General features: G+C 62.0%; 22 protein-coding genes. 8 read left to right on the forward strand and 14 right to left on the reverse strand.

Annotated elements, in window-relative coordinates; genetic code table 11:
* Positions 1 to 100: 100 nt before the first annotated feature.
* Both ACM6IP_RS22465 and ACM6IP_RS22470 read left to right on the forward strand, forming a co-directional pair.
* The gene (locus ACM6IP_RS22465; protein ID WP_414862301.1) at positions 101 to 1,186 is read left to right on the forward strand and encodes a catalase family peroxidase; all 1,086 of its coding nucleotides are present in this window, start codon (positions 101 to 103) and stop codon (positions 1,184 to 1,186) included.
* On the forward strand, positions 1,183 to 1,725 hold the full coding sequence (locus ACM6IP_RS22470; RefSeq protein WP_414862302.1) for a cytochrome b: 543 nt from the start codon (positions 1,183 to 1,185) through the stop codon (positions 1,723 to 1,725). The genes ACM6IP_RS22465 and ACM6IP_RS22470 overlap by 4 nt, the downstream gene beginning before the upstream one ends.
* Before the next feature lie 66 nt (positions 1,726 to 1,791).
* On the opposite strand, the gene ACM6IP_RS22475 is transcribed toward ACM6IP_RS22470, so the two are convergent.
* Together ACM6IP_RS22475 and ACM6IP_RS22480 are read right to left on the reverse strand one after the other, a co-directional pair.
* The gene (locus tag ACM6IP_RS22475) at positions 1,792 to 2,943 is read right to left on the reverse strand and encodes a M14-type cytosolic carboxypeptidase (protein ID WP_095167837.1); all 1,152 of its coding nucleotides are present in this window, start codon (positions 2,941 to 2,943) and stop codon (positions 1,792 to 1,794) included.
* Positions 2,944 to 3,466: 523 nt separating this feature from the next.
* Entirely contained in the window at positions 3,467 to 3,808 is a 342-nt protein-coding gene (locus ACM6IP_RS22480; protein ID WP_095167838.1) for a DUF6124 family protein, read from the reverse strand.
* A gap of 130 nt (positions 3,809 to 3,938) precedes the next feature.
* On the opposite strand from ACM6IP_RS22480, the gene ACM6IP_RS22485 reads away from it, so the two are divergent.
* Positions 3,939 to 4,595: a LexA family transcriptional regulator gene (locus ACM6IP_RS22485; protein WP_095167840.1), complete on the forward strand. Its 657-nt coding sequence runs from the start codon at positions 3,939 to 3,941 to the stop codon at positions 4,593 to 4,595.
* Between the two features lie 42 nt (positions 4,596 to 4,637).
* Here the strand turns inward: ACM6IP_RS22485 and ACM6IP_RS22490 are convergent, their stop codons facing one another.
* The 4 genes from ACM6IP_RS22490 to ACM6IP_RS22505 all read right to left on the reverse strand — a co-directional run bounded on the left by ACM6IP_RS22490 (position 4,638) and on the right by ACM6IP_RS22505 (position 10,290).
* Entirely contained in the window at positions 4,638 to 6,587 is a 1,950-nt protein-coding gene (locus ACM6IP_RS22490; RefSeq protein ID WP_095167842.1) for an acetyl/propionyl/methylcrotonyl-CoA carboxylase subunit alpha, read from the reverse strand.
* Positions 6,587 to 7,402, reverse strand: a complete 816-nt coding sequence (locus tag ACM6IP_RS22495) for a gamma-carboxygeranoyl-CoA hydratase (protein WP_095167844.1) — start codon at positions 7,400 to 7,402, stop codon at positions 6,587 to 6,589. Before ACM6IP_RS22495 ends, ACM6IP_RS22490 begins: the two co-directional genes overlap by 1 nt.
* 105 nt (positions 7,403 to 7,507) lie before the next feature.
* Complete coding sequence (locus ACM6IP_RS22500) at positions 7,508 to 9,115, reverse strand: carboxyl transferase domain-containing protein (RefSeq protein WP_320334048.1); 1,608 nt, start codon at positions 9,113 to 9,115, stop codon at positions 7,508 to 7,510.
* A gap of 11 nt (positions 9,116 to 9,126) precedes the next feature.
* Positions 9,127 to 10,290, reverse strand: a complete 1,164-nt coding sequence (locus tag ACM6IP_RS22505; RefSeq protein WP_095167847.1) for an isovaleryl-CoA dehydrogenase — start codon at positions 10,288 to 10,290, stop codon at positions 9,127 to 9,129.
* A gap of 218 nt (positions 10,291 to 10,508) precedes the next feature.
* Between ACM6IP_RS22505 and ACM6IP_RS22510 the strand changes: the two genes are divergently transcribed.
* Entirely contained in the window at positions 10,509 to 12,206 is a 1,698-nt protein-coding gene (locus ACM6IP_RS22510) for an AMP-binding protein (protein WP_159994632.1), read from the forward strand.
* A 680-nt stretch (positions 12,207 to 12,886) separates the two neighbouring features.
* Here ACM6IP_RS22510 and ACM6IP_RS22515 read toward each other — a convergent pair.
* The 3 genes from ACM6IP_RS22515 to ACM6IP_RS22525 all read right to left on the reverse strand — a co-directional run bounded on the left by ACM6IP_RS22515 (position 12,887) and on the right by ACM6IP_RS22525 (position 15,250).
* Complete coding sequence (locus ACM6IP_RS22515; RefSeq protein WP_414862303.1) at positions 12,887 to 13,786, reverse strand: hydroxymethylglutaryl-CoA lyase; 900 nt, start codon at positions 13,784 to 13,786, stop codon at positions 12,887 to 12,889.
* Between the two features lie 17 nt (positions 13,787 to 13,803).
* Positions 13,804 to 14,214, reverse strand: a complete 411-nt coding sequence (locus tag ACM6IP_RS22520) for a MerR family transcriptional regulator (protein WP_095167852.1) — start codon at positions 14,212 to 14,214, stop codon at positions 13,804 to 13,806.
* A 100-nt stretch (positions 14,215 to 14,314) separates the two neighbouring features.
* The gene (locus ACM6IP_RS22525; RefSeq protein ID WP_095167854.1) at positions 14,315 to 15,250 is read right to left on the reverse strand and encodes a LysR family transcriptional regulator; all 936 of its coding nucleotides are present in this window, start codon (positions 15,248 to 15,250) and stop codon (positions 14,315 to 14,317) included.
* Between the two features lie 164 nt (positions 15,251 to 15,414).
* Between ACM6IP_RS22525 and ACM6IP_RS22530 the strand changes: the two genes are divergently transcribed.
* Complete coding sequence (locus ACM6IP_RS22530; RefSeq protein WP_320334051.1) at positions 15,415 to 16,644, forward strand: acyl-CoA dehydrogenase; 1,230 nt, start codon at positions 15,415 to 15,417, stop codon at positions 16,642 to 16,644.
* A gap of 61 nt (positions 16,645 to 16,705) precedes the next feature.
* Here the strand turns inward: ACM6IP_RS22530 and ftrA are convergent, their stop codons facing one another.
* Positions 16,706 to 17,683, reverse strand: a complete 978-nt coding sequence (gene ftrA / locus ACM6IP_RS22535) for a transcriptional regulator FtrA (RefSeq protein ID WP_159994640.1) — start codon at positions 17,681 to 17,683, stop codon at positions 16,706 to 16,708.
* Between the two features lie 100 nt (positions 17,684 to 17,783).
* Here ftrA and ACM6IP_RS22540 point away from each other — a divergent pair, with 100 nt between their 5' ends.
* The gene (locus ACM6IP_RS22540; protein ID WP_095167859.1) at positions 17,784 to 18,218 is read left to right on the forward strand and encodes a rhodanese-like domain-containing protein; all 435 of its coding nucleotides are present in this window, start codon (positions 17,784 to 17,786) and stop codon (positions 18,216 to 18,218) included.
* Positions 18,219 to 18,225: 7 nt separating this feature from the next.
* Here ACM6IP_RS22540 and ACM6IP_RS22545 read toward each other — a convergent pair whose 3' ends face one another.
* The gene (locus ACM6IP_RS22545; protein WP_414862304.1) at positions 18,226 to 18,885 is read right to left on the reverse strand and encodes a type 1 glutamine amidotransferase; all 660 of its coding nucleotides are present in this window, start codon (positions 18,883 to 18,885) and stop codon (positions 18,226 to 18,228) included.
* A gap of 259 nt (positions 18,886 to 19,144) precedes the next feature.
* On the opposite strand from ACM6IP_RS22545, the gene ACM6IP_RS22550 reads away from it, so the two are divergent.
* Together ACM6IP_RS22550 and ACM6IP_RS22555 are read left to right on the forward strand one after the other, a co-directional pair.
* Entirely contained in the window at positions 19,145 to 19,924 is a 780-nt protein-coding gene (locus tag ACM6IP_RS22550) for an ABC transporter substrate-binding protein (RefSeq protein ID WP_095167862.1), read from the forward strand.
* A 250-nt stretch (positions 19,925 to 20,174) separates the two neighbouring features.
* Complete coding sequence (locus ACM6IP_RS22555; protein ID WP_414862305.1) at positions 20,175 to 20,891, forward strand: alpha/beta hydrolase; 717 nt, start codon at positions 20,175 to 20,177, stop codon at positions 20,889 to 20,891.
* 9 nt (positions 20,892 to 20,900) lie between these two features.
* Here the strand turns inward: ACM6IP_RS22555 and ACM6IP_RS22560 are convergent, their stop codons facing one another.
* The 3 genes from ACM6IP_RS22560 to ACM6IP_RS22570 all read right to left on the reverse strand — a co-directional run bounded on the left by ACM6IP_RS22560 (position 20,901) and on the right by ACM6IP_RS22570 (position 23,569).
* The gene (locus ACM6IP_RS22560) at positions 20,901 to 21,494 is read right to left on the reverse strand and encodes a hypothetical protein (RefSeq protein ID WP_414862306.1); all 594 of its coding nucleotides are present in this window, start codon (positions 21,492 to 21,494) and stop codon (positions 20,901 to 20,903) included.
* Between the two features lie 89 nt (positions 21,495 to 21,583).
* Positions 21,584 to 22,372, reverse strand: coding sequence for a hypothetical protein (locus ACM6IP_RS22565; RefSeq protein ID WP_095167867.1), 789 nt, complete (start codon positions 22,370 to 22,372; stop codon positions 21,584 to 21,586).
* Between the two features lie 264 nt (positions 22,373 to 22,636).
* On the reverse strand, positions 22,637 to 23,569 hold the full coding sequence (locus ACM6IP_RS22570) for a LysR family transcriptional regulator (RefSeq protein ID WP_414862307.1): 933 nt from the start codon (positions 23,567 to 23,569) through the stop codon (positions 22,637 to 22,639).
* Between the last annotated feature and the right edge of the window lie 107 nt (positions 23,570 to 23,676).

The following is a 23,676-nucleotide window of genomic DNA, read 5'->3' on the forward strand; positions in this document are numbered from 1 at the left end:
TCCCGTGGCGCAGAAATAAACATCGGGCCATGGAATAAACGTCGAAGGGCAACGTCTGCCTGATCCTTGCCACACGCCGTTCCCGGCCCTGGAGTGTTACATGGTAGATCGTTCCCCACCCCCCGACAGGCTTCCTTTAAGTCCCGTCAGCCTGGCCCTGCGCCTAGCAGCGATTGGCCTGGTGGTTGGCGCCATGGCCGTGGCCTTTGCCTACGTCAACGGTTCTCTCGACCCACAGCGCTTGACTCCCAAGGCACTGGTCAGCGTGCTTGAAACCAACAACGGCGTTCACCCAGGATTTCGCCGCAACCACGCCAAGGGGGTGTGCGTGATCGGCTATTTCGAGAGCAACAACGAGGCGCGTGCCTATTCCACCGCGCAGGTGTTCAACGCTGCACGAACCCCGGTGGTCGGGCGGTTTGCCTTGCCCAGCGGCAATCCTTACGCACCGGATACTAGCGTGCCGATCCGTAGCCTGGCGCTGCGCTTCACTCAGGCCGATGGGCAACAATGGCGCACGGGCATGAACAGCATGCCGGTGTTCCCGGTGGGTACGCCGCAGGCGTTTTATCAGTTACAGCAGGCGCAGAGCCCAGACCCTGCAACGGGCAAACCGGACCCAGCGGCCGCCCCGGCATTTTTTGCCGCGCACCCGGAAACTGCGCCGTTCCTGCGCTGGATCAAGAGCGCCAAACCCTCGGCCAGCTACGCCACCGAGACCTATAACGGCATCAATGCGTTTTATCTGGTGAATCCGGCGGGTCAACGCCAGGCCGTGCGTTGGGGGGTCGTTCCGCAGGCCCGGGACGGCGCAACCACCAGCGCCGCACAAGGCGCTGATGTTCTCGAACAGGACTTGCGCGAGCGCCTGCAGGCCGGGCCGTTGCGCTGGCAGTTGCTGATCACCCTGGCCGATCCGACGGACCCCACTGACGATGCCAGTCAAGCCTGGCCGGCTGAACGCAAGGTACTGAACGCCGGGACGCTGGTGCTGCAAAGCAGCCAGGCGCAAAACAGTGGCGAGTGCCGGGATATCAACTACGACCCGCTGATCCTGCCCAGTGGCATCGAGCCCTCGAAAGACCCGTTGCTGGCCGCGCGTTCGGCCGCCTACGCCAGTTCCTATCTGCGCCGGACCAGCGAAGTCGGTCAGTTGCCTGACGCTAAACAGGAGGCCGCCCAATGAGCGCGCAACCGAACCACTTCGCGCCCCTGGCGCGGCTGCTGCACTGGCTGATGGCGTTGCTGGTGATCGCCATGCTGTTCATTGGCGCCGGCATGGTCGCCTCGGTGTCCGAGCGCCATGAATGGCTGATCCACCTGCACAAGCCGTTGGGCGTGGCGATCCTGTTGCTGGTGATCGTGCGCCTGTTCGTGCGCTTCTCGACGCGTCAACCGCCCTTGCCGGCGGACCTGCCCGATTGGCAGGTGCTCGCGGCCAAGGCGTCCCATGGGCTGCTGTATGCCCTGATGCTGATCTTGCCAGTGCTCGGCTGGGCGATGATTTCGGCAGCGGGTGATCCGGTCACGCTGGGCATTGGCCTGCAATTGCCAGTAATCGTGCCGGCCAATGCCGCGCTGTTCGCCTTCCTGCGCAAGGCCCATGGGTACCTGGCCTACCTGCTGTTCCTCACGGTATTGCTGCACCTGGCCGCAGCGCTGTTCCATGGCTGGATCCGGCGTGACGGCGTATTGCAGAGCATGCTGTCCGGCAAGGATCACTGATCGGGCAGGGCGCTGCTGGCGAGGCCTGAGGGTCGCATGCGCTGTGGCATGCGGCCCGTTGAGCGATCAGCGCAGGGTTTTCACCAGTGCGGCGACGGTCGACAACACATCCTTGCCCAATTGCATCGAGCGCTTGCCGGACCAGCCGGTGTGGGGGTTCGGGGCGTCGTTGTGGTCCTTGAACGGCATCTCCAGGGTCAGTGACAGGCAGTCGAATTTCTGTCCGACGCTGTTGCAGGCCAGGGTCATGTTGGCTTTCCCCGGCAAGTCGCGGGTGTAGCCGTGGGTGGTCTGGAAGTCGCGGGTCTGGTGTTTCAGATGGCTGCGAAAGTGCTCCTCGAGCGCAGCCAGGCGTGGCGTGTAGCCAGGGTTGCCTTCGCAGCCGGCCGTGAATACGTAGGGGATTTCTTCATCGCCATGGATATCCAGGAACAGGTCAACGCCGTATTGGTCCATGTGCTGCTGCACGAACAACACTTCCGGACTGCTTTCCTGGCTTGCGCTCTGCCAGGCACGGTTGAGGTCCTGGCCCATGGCGTTGGTGCGCAGGTGGCCGTGGAACGCCCCGTCCGGGTTCATGTTCGGCACCAGGTACAGGTCGGCACTGGCCAGCAGGCTGTTGAGCTCTGGGTCATTGTGCTGTTGCAGGCGTTCGATCACTCCCTCCATGAACCATTCGGCCATGTGTTCGCCGGGGTGTTGCTGAGCGATGATCCAGACCTTGCGCTGGCCTTCGGCGCCACTGCCTTTGCGCAACAGTTGAATGTCACGGCCCTCGACGCTCTTGCCGGTGGCCAGTAACTCGGTACCGGCCTTGCCCAGCGCCTGCTCGATCAGCCAGTCATGGCGGCCGCGGCTGTAGGGCTCGAAGTAGGCGAACCAGGCGTGAGTCTCGCGGGCTTCCAGGCTGAAGCGCAAGCAGTCGCCTTCGAAAATGGTCGGCACCCGGAACCAGTTGACGTGGTCGTAGGAGGCCACCGCCTGGTAACCGTCCCAGGCCTTGTTGTAGGAGGACTTACTGGCGTTGCTCAGGCGAAACCAGTGTTCTTCGCCCACATGCAGGCCGCTGGCCTTGAAGTGGAACCACTGGAAATGCGGGCTGCGGGTGTCGGGCTTGATGGCCAGCAAGGCCTGTAGCGGATTGCTGAGGTCCAGCACTTCGATGTTGCCGCTGTCGAAGTTGGCAGTGATATCAAAGGAGCGTTGAGCCACGGTCATAATCTCATCCTGGATATGATTTTTATGGCGCTACTTTACACGGGCGAGGGGTAAAGCCGAGGGCAATTTACCGGGAAAGGAGGGGGGCGTCGTCCTTGACGCTGCAGCAGCTTAGTGGCTATGCGATTGATTCTCAAGTGCTATTTGTCAGTGTTTAATTCGGGTTTTTGTGAGTCGTGTTGCAAAAAGGTGGTCTTTTGATATCATGCGCGCCATCGAATTTAGCAGTACCAGTCTTCATTAGCCTGAAGCCAAAGCCAGAATAACTGGCAAAAAAAAGACCCGGCAAAAAGCCGGGTCAAAAACCGTGATTAGCCTGATGAGGAGATATTCCAAGAGTCCGACCTAAGGTCCCTTGGTCTATCGACTGATCTCGCGACCAGCTGCATGCAATAATAATCATTATCATTTGCAAGTCAACTATTTTTACCCGCCTCATAGGAAATAACTTTCCTGTCGTTTTGCCAGACGCCGCGACCTGCCTCAGGTTCCGACGTTTTACCTCGGTTTCAACCGCGTAATCTCAGTAGATCCGCTCTGCGTCCAGTGACCTGTCCACCATGGCTTTTGCCATGTCGATCATGTGCACCACCGAAAACGCCAGGTCGCGGCGTGGGCCCTGCAGGTTGTCCGCTGACTCATGGGCGGAGGCGGCCGCACAGCGCAACAGGTCCGAGGCATGTGCCAGGGCCTCCTCGCGACTGACGTGAGGGCTGACATCGAAGAAGCGTTCGATGACTTGGGGATCTGAAACAGCGGGTTTCAAGTAATAGTCCAGCGCGCGTTGGGCGGCGGCGCAGTTATTGAGTGAACTGAAGTCGCTGGTGGTTTCCGACGCGGGCAGCGTGTTATCGGTGAGATCCATGGTGAGTACCTATTCCGAGTGTGGGGCCGTTGGTGTTGGTAGAGAATAGTACTAACTGTATTCATGACCAAAAATTAAATACTACAATGTGTGTGTTGAGGGTCAGCCAGCGCGAAGTATTGTTCCGCCCATGGATAAATGGATTGAATTGGTCAAGGCCAAGATGAGTGAACTACGGATCACTCAGGAAAAACTCGCAGAGCGTCTCGCCATGTCACAGGGTGGCGTCGGGCATTGGCTGAACAAGCGCCGGCAGCCCAGCCTCGATGACATGAACCGGGTGTTGCAGGAACTCGGATTGGGTTTTCTCGAGGTGGCCATGGTGCTCAGGGAGGTCGAGCAGGCGCAGGACGAGGGTGCAGAACCGGGATCGCTGGCGCAAAAGTACAACCCATACTTTCGTTACCCGGTGAGCGATTGGCGGGTCCTGTCGCAGGTGCGCGAGGCCCAGGTGCCGGCCTACGGCAACGGGCGCTCCGAGATGACGGATTACCATGCCCAGGGCGCAGCTTTCTGGTTGGTGGTGGTGGGGGATGCGATGACCGCACCCACAGGCATCAGCATTGCCCAGGACATGCTGATCCTGGTCGACCCGGCGGTGGAAGCGGTACCGGGCAAACTGGTGATCGCGCAATGGGCCGACAGCGCCGAAGCGACCTTTCGCAAGTTGATCGAGGAGGGCGGGCAACGTTATCTGGTGCCCTTGAATCCGACCTACCCCAAAGCCCTGTTTACCGAGCAGTGTCGGATCATCGGCGTGGTGGTGCAGGCCACCGCGCGGTTTTAAACCGGCAGGTCCTGGCTCACAGGACCTGCCGGTGACTCGCGGTTACTCCAGCTCGACCAGCGCGCTGCCTTCGGTGACCATCTCGCCTTCCTGGCAATACAAGGCCTTGATCACGCCATCCTGGGGCGCCCGAATGCTGTGCTCCATCTTCATCGCTTCGAGCACCACCAGCGGCGCACCGGCTTCCACAGTCTGCCCAGGTTCGACCAACACCCGGACAATGCTGCCGTTCATCGGGGCGGTCAGGCCGCCTTGATGGCTGTGGCTGGCTTCAACCGCGGCAATCGGATCGTACTCGCTGATGCAACGCAACTCGCCTGCCCACTGCAGGTACAGATGCTGGTCCTGGCGAATCGCCCGCAACTGGCGGCGCAGCCCCTGATGTTCGACACGCAACTGCTCATCCTTGAGCTCGGCGGTGTGGGCGTTGGTCGGCGCCAGGGTAATGGCCCGGTCCTGGCCTTCACAGCACAGGTGCAGGGTGGTTTCAGCCGGCAAGCCGGCACGAAAGCCATTGCCGTTGGCCCAAGGTGAGCTCGGGTCGTCGCCGCGCACGTTGGGGCGCCGGCTTTGGGCGAAGGCCTGGGCGGCAGCGTGCCAGAACTCATCGCTGAGTGCCTGGGGCGCCGGCAGCAATTGTTCCTGGTAGCGTGGGATAAATCCGGTGTCCAGTTCGGCTGCGGCGAATGCCGGGTGTGCGACGATTCTGCGCAAGAAGCTGATGTTGGTCTTCAAGCCGCCAATGGCGAACTCATCGAGCATGCTCAGCAAGCGCAGGCGTGCCTGTTCGCGGTCCTCGCCCCAGGCAATCAGCTTGCCGAGCATCGGGTCATAGTACGGCGAAACCACGTCGCCTTCCTCGACGCCACTGTCCACTCGACGTCCCGGGCCCGGGGCTGATTCGCGGTACAGCGCCAGGTGCCCGGTAGCCGGCAGGAAGTCGTTGCTCGGGTCTTCGGCGTACAGACGCACTTCGATCGCATGGCCGATCAGCGGCACCTGCGCCTGGGTCATCGGCAGTGGCTCGCCCTGGGCGACGCGAATCTGCCAGGCCACCAGGTCCAGGCCGGTGATGGCTTCGGTAACCGGGTGTTCAACCTGCAGGCGGGTGTTCATTTCCATGAAGAAGAACTCGCCACGCGAGTCCAGCAGGAACTCCACGGTGCCGGCACCGACATAACCGATGGCCTGGGCAGCCCGTACCGCCGCTTCGCCCATGGCTTTACGCAGCTCGGCGCTGAGGCCGGGGGCCGGGGCTTCTTCCACCACCTTCTGGTGGCGACGCTGAATCGAGCAGTCCCGTTCGTTGAGGTACAGACAGTTGCCGTGTTGGTCGGCGAACACCTGGATTTCCACGTGGCGCGGCTTGAGCAGGTACTTTTCCACCAGCATCCGCGAGTCGCCGAACGATGACAGCGCTTCACGCTGGGCCGAGGCCAGGGCTTCGGCCAGTTGGCTGGTGTCCTCGACCACTTTCATGCCCTTGCCGCCGCCACCGGCCGTGGCCTTGAGCAGCACCGGGTAGCCGATGCGCTCGGCGGCAACGCGGAAGGTTTCCAGGTCCTGGGCTTGCCCGTGATACCCCGGGACCAGCGGCACGCCGGCGGTTTCCATCAAGGCCTTGGCGGCAGACTTGCTGCCCATGGCGTCGATGGCCGAGGCCGGTGGGCCGAGGAAAATCAGCCCGGCGTTTTCGATGGCGCGGGCAAAGCCGGCGTTCTCCGAAAGGAAGCCGTAGCCGGGGTGAATCGCCTGGGCGCCACTGGCCTTGGCCGCGGCCAGCAATTTGTCGATCTGCAGGTAGCTGTCGGCCGCTTTGCTGCCGCCCAGGTCCACGCGGATATCCGCTTCGCGGCTGTGGCGTGCGTCACGGTCAGTGGCGCTGTGCACGGCCACGGTGGTCAGGCCCAGGGCCTTGGCGGTGCGCATGACCCGGCAAGCGATTTCGCCGCGGTTGGCCACCAGCAGGGTGGTGAGTACAGGTGCGCTCATCAACGCGGCTCCTTGGTGGTGGATGCTGTCTGCCAGCTCGGCGGACGTTTGTGCAGGAAGGCACGCAAGCCTTCCTGGCCTTCGGGGCTGACGCGGATCCGGGCAATGGCGTTTTCGCAGTAGCGGCGCAGGGCTGGGTTCAGTGCGCCGCTGCCGACTTCACGCAGCAATTCTTTGCTCGAGCGCATGGCTTGCGGGCTGTTGAGCAGCAAGTTGCTGATCCAGCTTTCAACCTGTGACTCCAGCTCGCTGGCCGGATAGCTTTCGCTGAGCAGGCCCAGTTCCCGGGCCCGCTGGCCACTGAAGCGCTCGGCTGTCAGCGCATAACGACGGGCTGCACGCTCACCGATGGCTTGCACGACGAAGGGGCTGATCACCGCTGGCGCCAGGCCGATGCGCACTTCCGACAGGCAGAACTGCGCGTCGTCGGTGCCGATCGCCAGGTCGCAGCAACTGACCAGGCCCACCGCGCCGCCAAAGGCCGCGCCCTGGACCACGGCCAGGGTCGGCAGCTTCAGTTTGGCCAGGTTGTACATCAACTCGGCGAGCTCGCGGGCATCGTCCAGGTTGGTGTGGTAATCGAGCTCGGCCGATTGCTGCATCCAGGCCAGGTCGGCGCCGGCACTGAAGTGCTTGCCGCGGCCGCGCACCAGCAGGAAACGCAGGCTTGGATCGGCCTGGACCTTGTCCAGCGCCAGGATCAGTTCACGAATCATCTCGGCGTTGAACGCGTTGTTCTTGGCTTCGCGGCTGAGCCAGAGCGTGGCGAAACCACGGGGATCGGTCAGCAGTTCCAGGGTATTGAAGTCGCTCATGTGTAACCTCTGCACAACTCTTCGATGCAGGCGTCGGGCTTGCCGGCGAACGTCATTGCGCTTATCTCAAGCGCTCTTTTCGCGGGTAGCCTGGCGCCTGCGGGATCACATCCGGAACACGCCAAAGCGGGTCGGTTCGACCGCTGCGTTCAGCGAAGCGGACAACGCCAGCGCCAGCACGTCACGGGTTTGCGCCGGGTCAATGACCCCGTCGTCCCACAAACGCGCACTGGAGTAGTAGGGGTGGCCTTGTTCTTCGTACTGATCGAGGATCGGTTGCTTGATCTCGGCTTCCTGGGCTGCGCTGAAGTCCTGGCCGCTGCGTTCGGCCTGCTCGCGCTTGACCTGCACCAGCACGCCTGCGGCCTGCTCGGCCCCCATCACGCCGATGCGCGCGTTGGGCCACATCCACAGGAACCGTGGATCGTAGGCGCGCCCGCACATGCCGTAGTTGCCGGCGCCGAAACTGCCGCCAATGATCACCGTGAACTTCGGCACCTTGGCACAGGCCACCGCGGTCACCAGTTTGGCGCCGTGCTTGGCGATGCCGCCGGCTTCGTACTTCTGGCCGACCATGAAGCCGGTGATGTTTTGCAGGAACAGCAGGGGAATCCCGCGCTGGCAGGCCAGTTCGATGAAGTGCGCGCCTTTCTGCGCGGCTTCGGCGAAGAGGATGCCGTTGTTGGCGAGGATTGCGATCGGGTAACCGTGCAGATGGGCAAAACCGCACACCAGGGTGGTGCCGAACAGCGCCTTGAACTCATCGAATACCGAGCCGTCGACCAGGCGCGCGATCACTTCACGCACATCAAACGGTTGCTTGGCGTCAGCCGGAACCACGCCGTACAGCTCGTCGCTGGCAAACAGCGGGGCAATCGGCGTGCGCTGCTGCAGCTCGCCCAGCTTGCGCCAGTTGAGGTTGGCGACGCTGCGCCGGGCCAGGGCCAGGGCGTGTTCGTCGCTGTCGGCGTAGTGGTCGGCGACCCCGGAAATCTTGCAGTGCACATCGGCCCCGCCGAGGTCTTCGGCACTCACTACTTCACCGGTCGCGGCTTTCACCAGCGGTGGCCCGGCGAGGAAAATCGTCGCCTGCTCACGCACCATGATGGCTTCGTCGGCCATGGCCGGCACATAAGCCCCACCGGCGGTGCAGGAACCCATGACCACGGCGATCTGGGGAATGCCCATGGCGCTCATGTTGGCCTGGTTGAAGAAGATCCGGCCGAAGTGCTCACGGTCCGGGAACACCTCATCCTGGCGTGGCAGGTTGGCACCGCCGGAGTCCACCAGGTAGATGCACGGCAGGCGATTCTGCTGGGCAATGGTCTGGGCCCGCAGGTGTTTTTTCACCGTCAGTGGGTAGTAGGAGCCGCCTTTGACCGTGGCATCGTTGGCAACGATCATGCATTCGACGCCTTCGACCCGGCCGATGCCGGCAATCACACCCGCTGCCGGCACGTCTTCGCCATACACCTGGTACGCCGCCAACTGGCTGATTTCCAGGAAGGGTGAGCCGGGGTCGAGCAAGCGGTTGATCCGCTCGCGGGGCAGCAGTTTACCCCGTGAGGTATGCCGCTCCTGGGCCTTGGCGCCGCCGCCTTGCTGTACCTGGGCGAGCAGGGTGTGCAGCGCGTCGACCTGGGCAAGCATTGCCGCGCTGTTAGTGGCGAATTCCGCCGAACGGGGGTTGAGCTGGGTGTGCAGGATGGCCATGGACAGCTCCGTTAGCGGGTTTCGTTAAACAGTTCGCGACCGATCAGCATGCGACGGATCTCACTGGTGCCGGCGCCGATTTCGTACAGCTTCGCGTCGCGCAGCAGGCGGCCGGCCGGGAATTCGTTGATGTAACCGTTGCCCCCCAGGATCTGGATCGCGTCGAGGGCCATCTGGGTAGCGCGTTCGGCGCTGTAGAGGATTACCCCGGCGGCGTCCTTGCGGGTGGTTTCGCCACGCTCGCACGCCTGGGCCACCGCATACAGGTAGGCGCGGCTGGCGTTGAGCTGGGTATACATGTCGGCGACCTTGCCCTGGATCAGCTGGAATTCGCCGATGCTCTGGCCGAACTGCTTGCGGTCGTGGATGTAGGGCACGATCAGGTCCATGCAGGCTTGCATGATCCCGGTCGGGCCGCCGGACAGGACCACGCGCTCATAGTCCAGGCCGCTCATCAGGACTTTGACGCCACCGTTGAGCACGCCGAGGATGTTCTCCTGCGGGACTTCGACGTCGTCGAAGAACAGCTCGCAGGTGTTGGAGCCACGCATGCCCAGCTTGTCGAATTTGTTGCTGCGGCTGAAGCCTTTCCAGTCACGCTCGACGATGAACGCGGTGATCCCGTGCGGACCCTTTTCCAGGTCGGTCTTGGCGTAGATCACATAGGTATTGGCGTCCGGACCGTTGGTGATCCAGGTCTTGCTGCCGTTGAGCACATAGTGGTCGCCGCGTTTATCGGCACGCAGCTTCATCGATACCACGTCGGAACCGGCATTCGGCTCGCTCATGGCCAGCGCGCCGATGTGTTCGCCGCTGATCAGCTTGGGCAGGTACTTGGTTTTCTGCTCGTGGTTGCCGTTACGGTTGATCTGGTTGACGCACAGGTTGGAGTGGGCGCCGTAGGATAGGGCGACCGACGCCGAACCGCGGCTGATTTCCTCCATCGCGACCACGTGGGCCAGGTAACCCAGGCCGGCACCGCCGTACTCTTCCGCGACCGTGATGCCCAGCAGCCCCATGTCGCCGAACTTGCGCCACAGGTCCGCGGGGAACAGGTTGTCGATGTCGATCTGGGCGGCGCGGGGCGCGATCTCTTTGCTGACGAATGCGCGGACCTGATCACGCAGCATGTCGATAGTTTCGCCGAGGGCAAAGTTCAGAGACGGATAGCTCATGGGGCACCTTTAAACTTGTTTTTATCAATGGAGAATCGGCCTGCGATGCGCGCCGAGTCGACTGTCACCTTTACGTTAACGTAAACCTGAGACGAATGGCTGTCAATCTCCCTTTACGTTAACGTCAACTTGAGCGAGAGTAGAGGCAGTTCAGGTCGGGTCCGGCTGCATGATGCCGGGCTTCCACATACCCGCTAATAAAGACAATAGGGGTCGTCATGGATCAACACAGTGCTCACCCACAGCACAGCTACACCCGTGGCTCACAGGACAAAGCCTTGCTGGCGATGACCATTGGCCAGGCATTCGACAACACGGTCGCCCGCTACCCGCAGGGCGAAGCGTTGGTGGTCCGCCACCAGCAGTTGCGCTACAGCTGGACGCAACTGGCCGAGGCGGTGGAGCTGCACGCCAGGGCGCTGCTGGCGCTAGGCCTGCAGGCCGGGGACCGCCTCGGTGTCTGGGCGCCCAATTGTGCCCAGTGGTGCATCAGCCAGTTCGCCAGCGCGAAGATCGGGGTGATCCTGGTCAACATCAACCCGGCCTATCGCAGCTCGGAGCTGGAGTACGTGCTCAAGCAGTCCGGTTGCCAGTGGCTGGTATGTGCCGGCTCCTTCAAGACCTCCGATTACCACGCCATGCTGCAAGGCCTGGCGCCGGAGCTGGCGCAACACCCGGTCGGCCAATTGCAGTGCGAGCGCTTGCCGCAACTGCGCGGCGTCATCAGCCTCGACCCGCAGCCACCCGCAGGCTTCCTGCCCTGGTCGCAACTGACGGAGCTGGGGGCTGGGGTGCCGCCCGAACAGCTCAAGGCGCGGCAGAACAGCCTGCATTTCGACCAGGCCGTGAACATTCAGTACACCTCCGGCACCACCGGTTTCCCCAAGGGAGCCACCCTCAGTCACTACAACATCCTCAACAATGGCTACATGGTCGGCGAAAGCCTCGGGCTGACGGCAGACGATCGCCTGGTGATCCCGGTGCCGCTGTATCACTGCTTCGGCATGGTGATGGGCAATCTGGGGTGCATCACCCATGGCACCACCATGATCTACCCCAACGACGCTTTCGACCCCTTGCTGACCCTGGAAACCGTAGCCCAGGAACAGGCCACTGGCTTGTATGGCGTGCCGACCATGTTCATCGCCATGCTCGATCACCCGCGGCGCAAGGAATTTGACCTGTCGTCCCTGCGCACCGGCATCATGGCCGGGGCGACCTGCCCGATCGAAGTGATGCGCCGGGTCATCAGTGAAATGCACATGAACGAAGTGCAGATTGCCTACGGCATGACGGAAACCAGTCCGGTGTCGTTGCAGACCGGTCCTGCGGACAATCTGGAGCTGCGGGTGACCACCGTCGGCCGCACCCAGCCGCAATTGGAAAGCAAGATCATCGATGAGGCCGGCAACCTCGTGCCACGCGGCACCATTGGTGAACTGTGCACCCGCGGCTACAGCGTGATGCTCGGCTACTGGAACAACCCCGAAGGCACCGCTGAAGCCATCGACCAGGCGGGCTGGATGCACACCGGCGACCTGGCGACCATGAACGAAGAGGGCTATGTGTGCATTGCCGGGCGTAACAAGGACATGATCATTCGTGGCGGTGAGAATATTTACCCGCGCGAGCTGGAAGAGTTCTTCTTCACCCACCCGGCGGTGGCGGACGTGCAGGTAATTGGCATTCCGTGCGAGAAGTATGGCGAGGAGATTGTCGCCTGGATCAAGTTCCACCCCGGCCACAGCGCCAACGAGCTTGAACTGCAAACCTGGTGCAAGGAGCGCATTGCCCACTTCAAGACGCCACGTCACTTCAAGTTCGTCGAGGAGTTCCCGATGACCGTGACCGGCAAGATCCAGAAGTTCAAGATGCGCGAGATCTCTATCGAGGAGCAGCGCAAGACCAAGGGCTGACAGTGGGGGCGGGGTGCAAGCAGGCGCCCAAAGCCACTGTAGGAGCGAGCTTGCTCGCGAAGGCGATCGTACACCCAGCATGGGTGTTGAATGCATCGCCGCTATCGCGAGCAGGCCCGCTCACACGGTGGGCACACCCAAACCCCAGACAGCACAAAGGGGAGCCGAAGCTCCCCTTTAATTTGTCGTTGCGTGCTCTTTTTTTATTATTAAGGGGCGGTCTATTGTTGTTTTTGGCAACCGTGGCCCTTTACCGCTGTTTTGTGCGACCCCCATGCGGGGTCAAGAGCAAACGTATTTTTTTGAGCGCTGATTTGCTTTCTCGCCAAGCGATCCAACCAGTTCGGGAGCTACCTGAAGGTAGTTTTATTGTTCTCTGCCCGGTTGCGGGTCACTGCAAGCAGCACCCTGAAAAGCACACCTTCTCCAAAAAAATCTGTTAGCTGCGTCTCTGCCGTGTTGTTTTTGTTATGTCAGAGTCGTTACGTCTTATTTTTATTAGGTTTGCCGCTTTTTTTGTTCTTGTTATGCCATAGAGATAGCAGAACCCGTGCCAACTTTTAAAATCACTTTAAAATCAATGATTTAGTATTTTGTCGAAAAAAACCCGACGCAAAAATCCTTCAGGTTGTTTCCGTGTTACTCGTTTTGTTGCGGGGCGGTAACACCCCGCGACACATTTACTGGGCGCTGCGGGCCTTGGCCACGCGCGAACCCGTTACTCGCCCCAGGACGTCGCAGATCTGCTGGCCGGCCACCAGCAACTGCTGCATATCCACCCCCGTCTCGATCCCCAGGCCGTTGAGCAGGTACAGCACGTCTTCGGTGGCCACGTTACCGCTGGCGCCCTTGGCGTACGGGCAACCGCCCAGGCCGGCGATGGAGCTGTCGAACACCGCGATGCCTTCCAGCAGGCTGGCATAGACGTTGGTCATGGCCTGGCCGTAGGTGTCATGGAAGTGGCCGGCCAGCTTGTCCCGTGGCACCTGCGCGCCCACTACCTCGAACATCCGGCGGGTAGCGCCGGCGGTACCGGTGCCGATGGTGTCACCCAGCGACACCTCATAGCAGCCCATGGCATACAGCTCGCGGGCGACCAGGGCCACCTGCTCCGGGGCCACGTCACCTTCGTACGGACAGCCCAGCACACAGGACACGTAACCGCGCACGCTGACGCCGTGTTGGCGGGCGGCGTCCATGATCGGCACAAATCGCTCCAGGCTTTCGCTGATCGAGCAATTGATGTTGCGTTGCGAGAAGGCTTCGGAGGCGGCGGCGAACACCGCGACTTCCTTGACCCCGGCGGCCATGGCGTCTTCGAACCCCCGCAGGTTGGGCGCCAGCGCGCCGTAGGTGACCCCGGGCTTGCGCTGGATTTGCGCGAACACCTCGGCGGAGCCGGCCATCTGCGGGACCCACTTGGGCGAAACGAAGCTGCCGACTTCGATGTAATCGAGGCCTGCGGCCGTCAACGCGTCGACCAGCCGCACCTTGTCGGCGACGCTGATCGGCTGGGCTTCGTTTTGCAGGCCATCGCGCGGGCCGACTTCGATCAGGCGTACATGGGAGGGGAGGGACATATCAGGTTCACCTGTGGTTAGGAGTGTGAAGGCGCGGCCTGCTGGCTCTTGAGGGTCTGTTCCAGCGCCTGGACGCAGCGCTCTTCGGCGGTGTCGAGTTCCAGCTTCATCTGTTCGATGTCCAGCAGTTGCTGTTCGAGCTGTTCACGGCGCTCGCTGATTTTTGCCAGCATGCTGTTCAACTGCTTGGTGTTACCGCTGGTGGGGTCGTAGAGTTCGATCAGTTCGCGGCATTCGGCCAGGGAAAAGCCAATGCGCTTGCCCCGCAGGATCAGCTTCAGGCTGACCTTGTCCCGAGGCGAGTAGATCCGCTCCTGCCCGCGCCGCTCGGGACTCAGCAGTCCTTGTTCTTCATAAAAGCGAATGGCGCGGGTGGTGATGTCGAGCTCGCGGGCGAGGTCGGAAATGCTGTAGGTCTGGCTGCTCATGGCGCGCTCGAAAAAGGGGCTTGGCGCTAAGCTAATGTCAGCTTGACGTAAACGTCAAGCTGCAAGCACTGCGCCAGCCCTGATTGTCCGATACCCGCCCTCAAGCTTGCTGCTTGTCCAGCTTCTTCTCGTGCGCCGTGACCTGCTGGCACAACTCGATCATCTGCTCGCGCATCCAGCGGTTGGCCGGGTCCTGGTCGGTGCTTTCGTGCCAGTACAGGTGCGTTGCCACCGGGGGCACATCGTTGACCGGCAGCAAGAATGATTGCAGTTCATGGCGGCGGGCAAAACGCTCCGGCACGGTCATCACCATGTCGGTTTGCTGCAGGACCTGGGAGGCCATCAGGTAATGCTGCGACCGCAGGGCGATCTTGCGCTGGATGCCCATCTTGCCCAGTGCCAGGTCGACATGGCCCAGGCCGCTGCGGCGGCTGGAAATATGGATGTGGGTCAGGGACAGGTAATCGTCGAGACTGAATTTTTCCTTGCCGGCCATGGGGTGGCCCTTGCGCATGGCGCAGACGTAGCGGTCTTCCATGAGTTTGACGTGGCGCACTTGCGGGTCGGTGTTGAGCGGCGCATCGACGGCGAAGTCCAGGCGGCCGGCGGCCAGTTCCTTGGTGGTTTCGCGGCGCTTGGACAGGAAACTCTCGATGATCACGCCCGGGGCCAGGCGGCGCAGGCGCTGGAACAACGGCGGCAGGATCACCGCTTCCGTGAGGTCGGTCATGCTGATGCGGTAAGTCTTGACCGCCTGCAACGGGTTGAAGATCCGACTTTCCTGGACCGATACCCGCAACAGCGAGAGCGCGTTGCGCACCGGGCCGATGATGTTCTGCGCCATCGGTGTCGGCACCATGCCCTGGGCGGTGCGCACGAACAGCGGGTCGTTGAAGGTCTCGCGCAGGCGGGCCAGAGCGTTGGACACTGCGGGTTGGGTAATGCCGACGATCTGCCCGGCACGGGTCAGGTTGGCTTCGGTGTAGATGGCATCGAAGACGATGAAAAGGTTGAGGTCGACCTTGCTCAGATTCATGTCACTACGCTCTTGTTTTAGGTGGGCTCGATAAGTCGATCATATATCGGTGATGAATGTTAATACACGCCGAGAATAGGCTAGGTAAATTATCAACGCTGATCTAGCATCAATTCATGCCCTCAAATACGACTTCATCACCTCGTCAAAAAAGGTAGCTGCCCATGGATTTCGCTTATTCGCCCAAGGTTCAGGAATTGCGTGAACGCGTGACTGCGTTCATGGATGCTCACGTTTATCCAGCCGAAGCCGTGTTTGAGCGCCAGGTCGCCGAAGGCGATCGCTGGCAGCCCACCGCGATCATGGAAGAACTGAAAAGCAAGGCCAAGGCCGAAGGCCTGTGGAACCTGTTCCTGCCGGAATCGGAACTGGGCGCCGGCCTGAGCAACCTCGAATACGCACCGTTGGCGGAGATCATGGGTCGCTCCCTGCTGGGGCCGGAACCCTTCAACTGCTCGGCGCCGGACACCGGCAATATGGAAGTGCTGGTGCGCTACGCCAACGAAGAGCAGAAACAGCGTTGGCTCGAACCGCTGCTGCGCGGCGAGATTCGTTCGGCGTTCGCCATGACCGAGCCAGACGTAGCTTCATCCGATGCCACCAACATGGCGGCCCGCGCCGAGCGCGATGGCGACCAGTGGGTAATCAATGGCAAAAAATGGTGGACCTCCGGGGCCTGCGACCCGCGCTGCAAGATTCTTATCTTCATGGGCCTGAGCAACCCGGATGCGCCGCGCCATGCGCAGCACTCGATGATCCTGGTGCCGGTGGACACCCCCGGGGTAAAAATCCTGCGTCCGCTGCCGGTGTTCGGCTACGACGATGCACCTCACGGTCACGCCGAGGTGCTGTTCGAAAACGTCCGTGTGCCCTATGAAAACGTGCTGTTGGGCGAAGGTCGTGGATTCGAGATTGCTCAGGGTCGCCTCGGCCCGGGCCGCATTCACCACTGCATGCGTTCGATCGGGATGGCCGAGCGCGCGCTGGAATTGATGTGCAAGCGCTCGGTCAATCGCACCGCCTTCGGCAAACCGCTGGCACGCCTGGGCGGTAACATCGACAAGATTGCCGACTCGCGGATGGAAATCGACATGGCACGCCTGCTGACCCTCAAGGCTGCCTACATGATGGACACCGTGGGTAACAAAGTGGCGAAAAGCGAAATCGCCCAGATCAAGGTGGTCGCCCCGAACGTGGCCTTGCGCGTCATCGACCGGGCGATCCAGATCCATGGCGGTGCCGGGGTGTCCAACGATTTCCCGCTGGCCTACATGTACGCCATGCAACGCACCTTGCGCCTGGCCGATGGCCCGGACGAAGTGCACCGTGCGGCGATCGGCAAGTTCGAAATCGGCAAGTATGTGCCCAAGGAAATGCTCCGTAGCGGCCAGTAAACCACGCCCCTCCCGGCACCCGCCCGCGCCTATGGTGTGGGCGGGTGCTGGCGTTTCTGTCCTAGGCCGGCAGCGCCTGCTCGCCGCGACCAAAACGCTCGCGATACACCGACGGCGCCAGCCCGACCACCGTGCGAAATGCCACACGAAAACTTTCCACACTGCGATAGCCGCACTGCTGCGCGATCTGCTCCGTGGTGTGCCGGCTGCTTTCCAGCAGTTCGCGGGCGCGGGCCAGGCGTTGCTGTTGCAGCCAGGACTTGGGCGAGGCCCCGGTGGCTTCGCTGAAACGGCGCAGGAAAGTACGCTCGCTCATTGCTGCCTGGCTGGCCAGGTCGCGCACTTCCAGCGGTTCATGTAAACGCTCGCGAGCCCATTGCATCACCCGTGACAGGTCGCTGCGGGGTGTGCGACTGACGGGGGCGGGGATGAACTGCGCCTGGCCGCCGGTGCGTTGCGGTGACATCACCAAGCGGCGCGCCACCGAGTTGGCCACCTGGGTGCCAAAATCTCGCGCCACCAGGTGCAGGCAGGCATCGATGCCGGCGGCACTGCCGGCCGAGGTGATCAACTGGCCCGAGTCCACGTACAGCACGTCCGGGTCCACCAGGATGTTGGGGTAGCGCGCGCCCAATTCGTCGGTGTAGCGCCAGTGGGTCGTGGCGCGCAAGCCGTCGAGCAGACCGCTGGCCGCCAGGACAAATACCCCGGAACAGATCGACACCAGGCGCGCCCCGCGCCCGTGGGCCCGGCACAATGCCGCCAACAGGGCGGCGGGCACCGGCTCGCTGCGGCTGCGCCAGCCGGGAATAATGATGGTGCGGGCGGTTTCCAGCAGTTCCATGCCGCCATCGGCCAATACCTGAATGCCGCCGGTAGCCCGCATCGGACCCTGGTCGACGGCGACGATCTGGTGCTGGTACCAGGGGAAGTCGAACTCGGGCCGTGCCAGGCCGAAGATCTCCACCGCAATGCCAAACTCAAAAGTGCAGAGGCCGTCGTAGGCCAGGATCGCTACAGAACCGGGGGTGCGGTGCATTTGGCGGAAAGTTCCCAGTGAGTGTCTTGTGCGCCACTGTAGCGCTTCAGGTCGATTCGATACAGTGCTGGCAAGCCCACACTTGCTTTGGAGAACACCCATGACCAGCCTGGTTCGCGCCATTCCTGCCGCCCCTTGCGCCGTTGCGCTGATGCATTTCAGCAACCGCCTGACCTTTGAAACCGATTGTTCCGACGTCTTCAGCAGCCAGGAGGCGGGTGCAGTGGATTTTGTTCTGGTGGATGTGCGTGGGCCTTTGGCTTACCAGCGCGGACATCTACCGGGGGCGATCAACATTCCCGGCCGCCTGATCACGGCCGGATTGTTGGCGGGCTACCCCAAGGACACTTTGTTCGTGGTGTATTGCGCCGGCCCCCATTGCAACGGCGCCAACAAGGCCGCGGTGAAACTGGCGGCGCTGGAGTACCCGGTCAAGGAAATGATCGGCGGTGTGACCGGGTGGCTGGATGAAGGATTCGAGTTGAGTGACGCAGGCGCAGCCCGGGCCGAGGTGGCGATTGGCTGCGAGTGTTGAGCGTGCGTTACCGGGAGGCCGCGGTTGCGGCGAGGTGCCACTGATCCAGCGTCACTTGCAGCCAGTCGTACACCTGGCGGTACGCGGCGCTGTGGTCCTGGTTGCGGGGCAGGGGCGATTCGTCGGCGAAATGGACGTTGAGCTCGGCAACCGACTCGGCATTCCATTCCGGGTGGAACTGCAAGCCGACACGGGTCGGGCCGACGTCATACATTTGCTCTGCACATATCGCACTGCTAGCCAACAGTCGGGCAGCGGGCGGCAGGTCAATCGCGTCTTCGTGCCATTCAAGGACCTTCAATGCCGAGCCGTCGGCAAAGTTGACGGCGGTCCAGCCGGTTTCAGTCGTGGCCATGCGGCGCACCTGGCCGCCCAGGCTCAGGGCCAGCAATTGTGCGCCCAGGCAGATGGCGAACACCGGCGCCCCCTGCGCCAAGCTGGCAGCCAGCCACTGGCGTTCTTGGGCCAGCCACGCGGGGCCGGCGTTGGATTCGTAAGGCCCTCCCAGGATAATCACCGGCGCCGCACTCACTGCAGGCAGGTGCCCGAGGTCAGCGCGGAATATCTCCAGGGCAAGGCCCCGGGATTGCGCCCAGGTAGCAATGGCTCCCGGGCCTTCGGCAGGGTGGTGCTGAATCAACTGCAATGTATATGAAGGTGCGGACATGGGCTGGAAACCGTCGCAGGTGAATGTCGGACTGCGCAGGCATCATGACGCAAAGCGTCGCGCGTCTGTAGGCCATTTCAGCGCGTCGGCGCAGGGGGGCATTTACGCTCCTACCTTCGCAACTTTTCTATAACTATTTGTCGCATATACACAATTTGCTCGCTGGGTGCAGCTCTAGACTGCCGGCCACTTCGATAAATACCAGCCACAAGCTACCGTCGAAGTTGCCAATAAGAGTCTCCGCACACAGGAGTTATAAATGAAGAAGCTAGTGATGTTCGGTGCTCTGGCACTGTCCGTGTTGTCCCTCTCGGCTGTAGCCGCAGACGCCAAGCCGATCCGTATCGGTATCGAAGCTGGTTACCCGCCGTTCTCGATGAAAACCCCTGACGGCAAGCTGACCGGTTTCGACGTGGACATCGGCGACGCGCTGTGCGCGCAGATGCAAGTCAAGTGCACCTGGGTCGAGCAGGAATTCGATGGCCTGATTCCCGCGCTCAAGGTCAAGAAAATCGACGCGATCCTGTCGTCCATGACCATCACTGACGACCGCAAGAAGAACGTCGACTTCAGCATCAAGTACTACCACACCCCGGCACGCTTCGTGATGAAGGCTGGATCCGACATCAAGGACCCGCTGACCGAGCTCAAGGGTAAGAAAGTCGGGGTTCTGCGTGCCAGTACCCACGACCGTTTCGCCACCGAAGTGCTGCAGCCGGCCGGTATCGTTCTGGTGCGCTACGGCTCCCAGCAGGAAGTCAATTTGGACATGGTCTCCGGCCGCCTCGACGCGATGCTGGCCGACTCGGTCACCCTGGACGACGGTTTCCTGAAAACCGACGCCGGTAAAGGTTTTGCGTTTGTTGGCCCGACCTATGAAGACGCGAAGTACTTCGGCGGCGGTGCGGGCATTGCCGTGCGCAAGGGCGATAAGGAGCTGGCGGACAAGTTCAACACCGCTATCACTGAAATCCGCGCCAATGGCAAGTACAAGCAAGTACAGGACAAGTACTTCAATTTCGACGTTTACGGCGAGTAATTTCACCGTTGGAAAAGGTGGCCACCATTGACGCGGTTGCCACTTTTTTACAAGCGCCGGAGTGCCGGCCCAGCAAAAACCACAGATCTCGGCAATACCCCCATCCCCCGTAGCAGCTGTCGAGGCTGCGTTCGAGGACGCAGTCCTCGCCGCCCTTGACCAAGGTCGCCGCACTCCGGCCTCCATCCATTCCCCACTTCCGCTCGCATGCTACGCTGCCCCGCGAACCCGCCCGATTAAAGGAAGGTCCATGCTCAAGTTGTTTGCCGTATTTCTGTTGCTGGTATCCCCGGTCATCCAGGCCCAATCGGTGCTGCACGACGATCTGCCGCTGCAGTACCTCGAACAATCGACCCCCGGCTCGGCCAATCAGCCGCTGGTGATTTTTCTTCATGGCTACGGCAGCAACGAGGCGGATCTGTTTAGTCTCAAGGAGGGATTGCCGGCGTCCTATACCTATTTGGCAGTACGTGCGCCGCAGGTGCTGGAGCAGGGCAGTTATCAGTGGTTTCACAAGAAGGGGGACGGGGCGTACGACGGCGACAGCGATGACTTGCAGCGCAGTGCCGCGTTGCTGGCGGACTTTGTCACGAAGGCGGCGAACAAGTATCACACCACGGCCGATCGGGTATTCCTGGTGGGCTTCAGTCAGGGCGCGATCATGTCTTACGAGGTCGCGCTGCGTCATCCCACGGCGGTGCGTGGGATAGCGGCGTTGAGTGGCAAGGTGCTGCCGGTGCTGCGCAGTCAGCTCAAGGCCGACCCGGCGCAGGCCTCGCTGGCGATTTTCATCGGACACGGTACGGATGACCAGCGCTTGCCCTTCACCGATGGCAGTGACGCCAACAGCCTGTTGTCGGGGCTGGGCCTGGTGCCCGAGTTCCATGCGTATCCGGGGCTCGGGCACAGTATCAGCGAGCGGGAGATCGAGGACCTCAACGCCTGGCTGTTACGACTTAATCAGTAACCCGCCGGGTTATTTTTCGCCGAGGATGCTCTTCACCAGGGCCGCGTGTCCGGCTTGGTCGTCGGCGCGGGAGATGATCTGAATCAGCATCATCTGCGTGCCGGAGCCGGCCAGCAGGCTGGTGTTGAGGGTCGGGCCGCCGCCCTGGGTAGCGGTGAAGTCGATCTGGCGCAGGCCGAGGCCTTTGATGGTCAGGCTTTTTTCGCTTTGTTTATTGAAACCGGCCAGGGCTTCGCGTTGCTGGCTGGCGAAACCGGAGATGGACTCGTCGAGAAATACCGCGTCGTTGTCCTTGACGCTGAGGCCTTCGGGCAGGGTGTTTTCGGCGATGATCAGCACGGTTTTGCTTTGCTGATTGGTGTACATGGTGCCCTTGGCGCCGGACGTGCCATTGGACGCATCACCGCCGGGCAATGGGTTGGCAATAAAGCCCTTGGGCAGGCTGAAGGTGAATTTGTTGCCCAGCACCGCGACTTTTTCCGCGGTTGCAGTCTTGGTCGTCGGCTGGCTGGCGGCGTAGACGCTGGCGGCGCCGAAGGTGGTGAGCGCTGTCAGCAACAGAACAGCGGTTTTACTGACGATGATTTTTTTCAGCAGCGACATGCGAGTCTCCGGGTGTGATCGCGCGGGGTGACGATCATCCCACGGGGTCCCTCACTCACTCCAGCACGAACTTGCCGGCGGTTCGGTTCTCAGGGTTTGACCGACGGCGCCGTCCCGCTGCGCAGGTGTGAGGGCGCGGCCCGCCGCTTGGTTAGCAGCAGCATCACCAGCGCCACCGCCACTGCGAGCACAAAGGCCCAGCCGCCCCAGCGCGGCAAGGTCAAGGCCAGGGTCAGGCAAAAGGCCGCGAAGGCGTACATGCCGGTAGCGGTGGCGCGGAGCAGCGCGGCGGTGAATGCCGGCCCCCGGGTTTGCTGGGAGAACACCGCCATTACGCTGCCAAGCACCGGGAATACCGCGAGCAAACCGCTCCAGCGCTCACCCAGGGTGCTGGCGAACCAGGTCACCGCCAGGGTCAGCAACGCCCCGGCCAGCATGCGCAGCAACAGTTTGTCGGACTTCGGCGCGGGGCCTGCGAGCAAGGGCTGTACGGCGGGGAACAGGTGGGGTGCCGCGAGCAAGGCGGTGGCCGCAGCGATCGTCGACAACAGCAGCGACGCGGGCAGCACTGACAGCACTACCGCCACCAGGCTCCAACTCAACAGGGCAATCAGCAGCGCCGCCGGCCAGTTGCAGCGTTGCGCGGCCTGGGCGTAGACCACGCAGAAGGTAATCATCGCCGCCATGGCCGACAGCGCCGCAATCGCCGACTGGGTCGCAAATGCCGGACCTTGCTCGACCGCGAGGAAAAACAGGATCGGCCCGACCACGACCGGCAACCCCGATAGCCATCCCGCGACGCTCGGTCCCCAGCGCTTGCCGGCCAGGGAAATCAGCAGGAGAAAACCGGGGATCAGCACGAGTTTCAACAGCAGCACGGAGCGTTCCTTGTTCGATGGCGGGGCACACAGCATACAAGGCTTCGCCCTGGCGCCTGAAGCCTCTAAGCTGCAACATCACCGTTGTGCACACCTCGATCGTGCAGACGCGGCTGGTCGGCAAGGACCTGGCCAGCAAGCGGGATGCGATCAAGCTGGCAGCGGCGACTGCCGACCCGAGTGTTGGTCTGGGGGTTGTTTGTGGTGATCAGCGCGGCGAACAGTTGGCTGATCGTGCAACTGCTGCGATAAACCCGCTGCGCCTTACTGGTCCCAGTAGGGCACCGTGCCAAAACGCTCGACGAAAAAATCGATCACCGCGCGCACTTTCACCGACAAGCGTCGACTGCCAGGCCAGAGAATGGCGATCTGCTGGGGTTCGAGGCTGTTGGATGCCTGGAAGTCACCAAGCACCTGCACCAGCTTGCCCAGGCCCAGGGCCTCGCCGATCAGCCAGGAAGGAAACATCACCAGGCCCATACCCTGTTCGGCAGCCTGGGTCAGGGTGTCGGCGTGGTTGCCGGTGAGTGGACCCCTGACCGAATAGGGGGTCCAGTCGCCCTGGTCCTGGCGGAAGAACCAGCGTTGCAGACCGGAGTCACCCTTGTAGGCCAGGCATTGGTGCCGTACCAGTTCCGCGGGATGCCGAGGGGTGCCATGGCGTGCCAGGTACGCTGGGCTGGCGGCGACGTGATAGCGCTGCGGCGCGACCACTCGGCCCTGCATGCTGGAGTCGTGCAGGGCGCCGATGCGAAACAGCAGGTCGCAGCCTTCCTGCAGCGGATCGACGTAGCGGTCGGTTTGCTGGATATCCAGTTGCAGCCGGGGATATCGCTGGCACAACTCGGCGATCCAGGGCGACAGGTGCAACTGGGCGAACACCACTGGCGCGTTGATACGCACCAGGCCACTGGGTTCGCTGGCCTGTTCCTGCAAGGCTTGTTCGGCTTCTTCCAGTTGCACCAGCACCACGCGGGCATGCTGGCCGAGCAGGCGCCCGGCTTCGGTCGGGGTCACAGCCCGGGTATGGCGGTAAAGCAATTGCTGGCTGAGGGCCTGCTCCATCAACTGGATCTGCCGCGAGATCGATGAAGGCGCCAGGCCTTCGCGGCGCGCGACCTCGGAAAAACTGCCGTGATCGAGAACCGCGACGAACAGCCGTAGCGCCTTGAAACTGAGTTCGTTGAGACCTTGCATGTAGCAGCCTGCTGTGCGAGTTGCGCAAAAGTGTTGTCGACAGAGTCGCATTTATCGCAAAGGTCGGGCAATTGATAATGCCCGTCATTCTTTTCACCCTTTGCAGG

It is taken from the genome of Pseudomonas sp. IT-P176 (genome assembly GCF_949767245.1).
Classification (GTDB): Bacteria; Pseudomonadota; Gammaproteobacteria; order Pseudomonadales; family Pseudomonadaceae; genus Aquipseudomonas.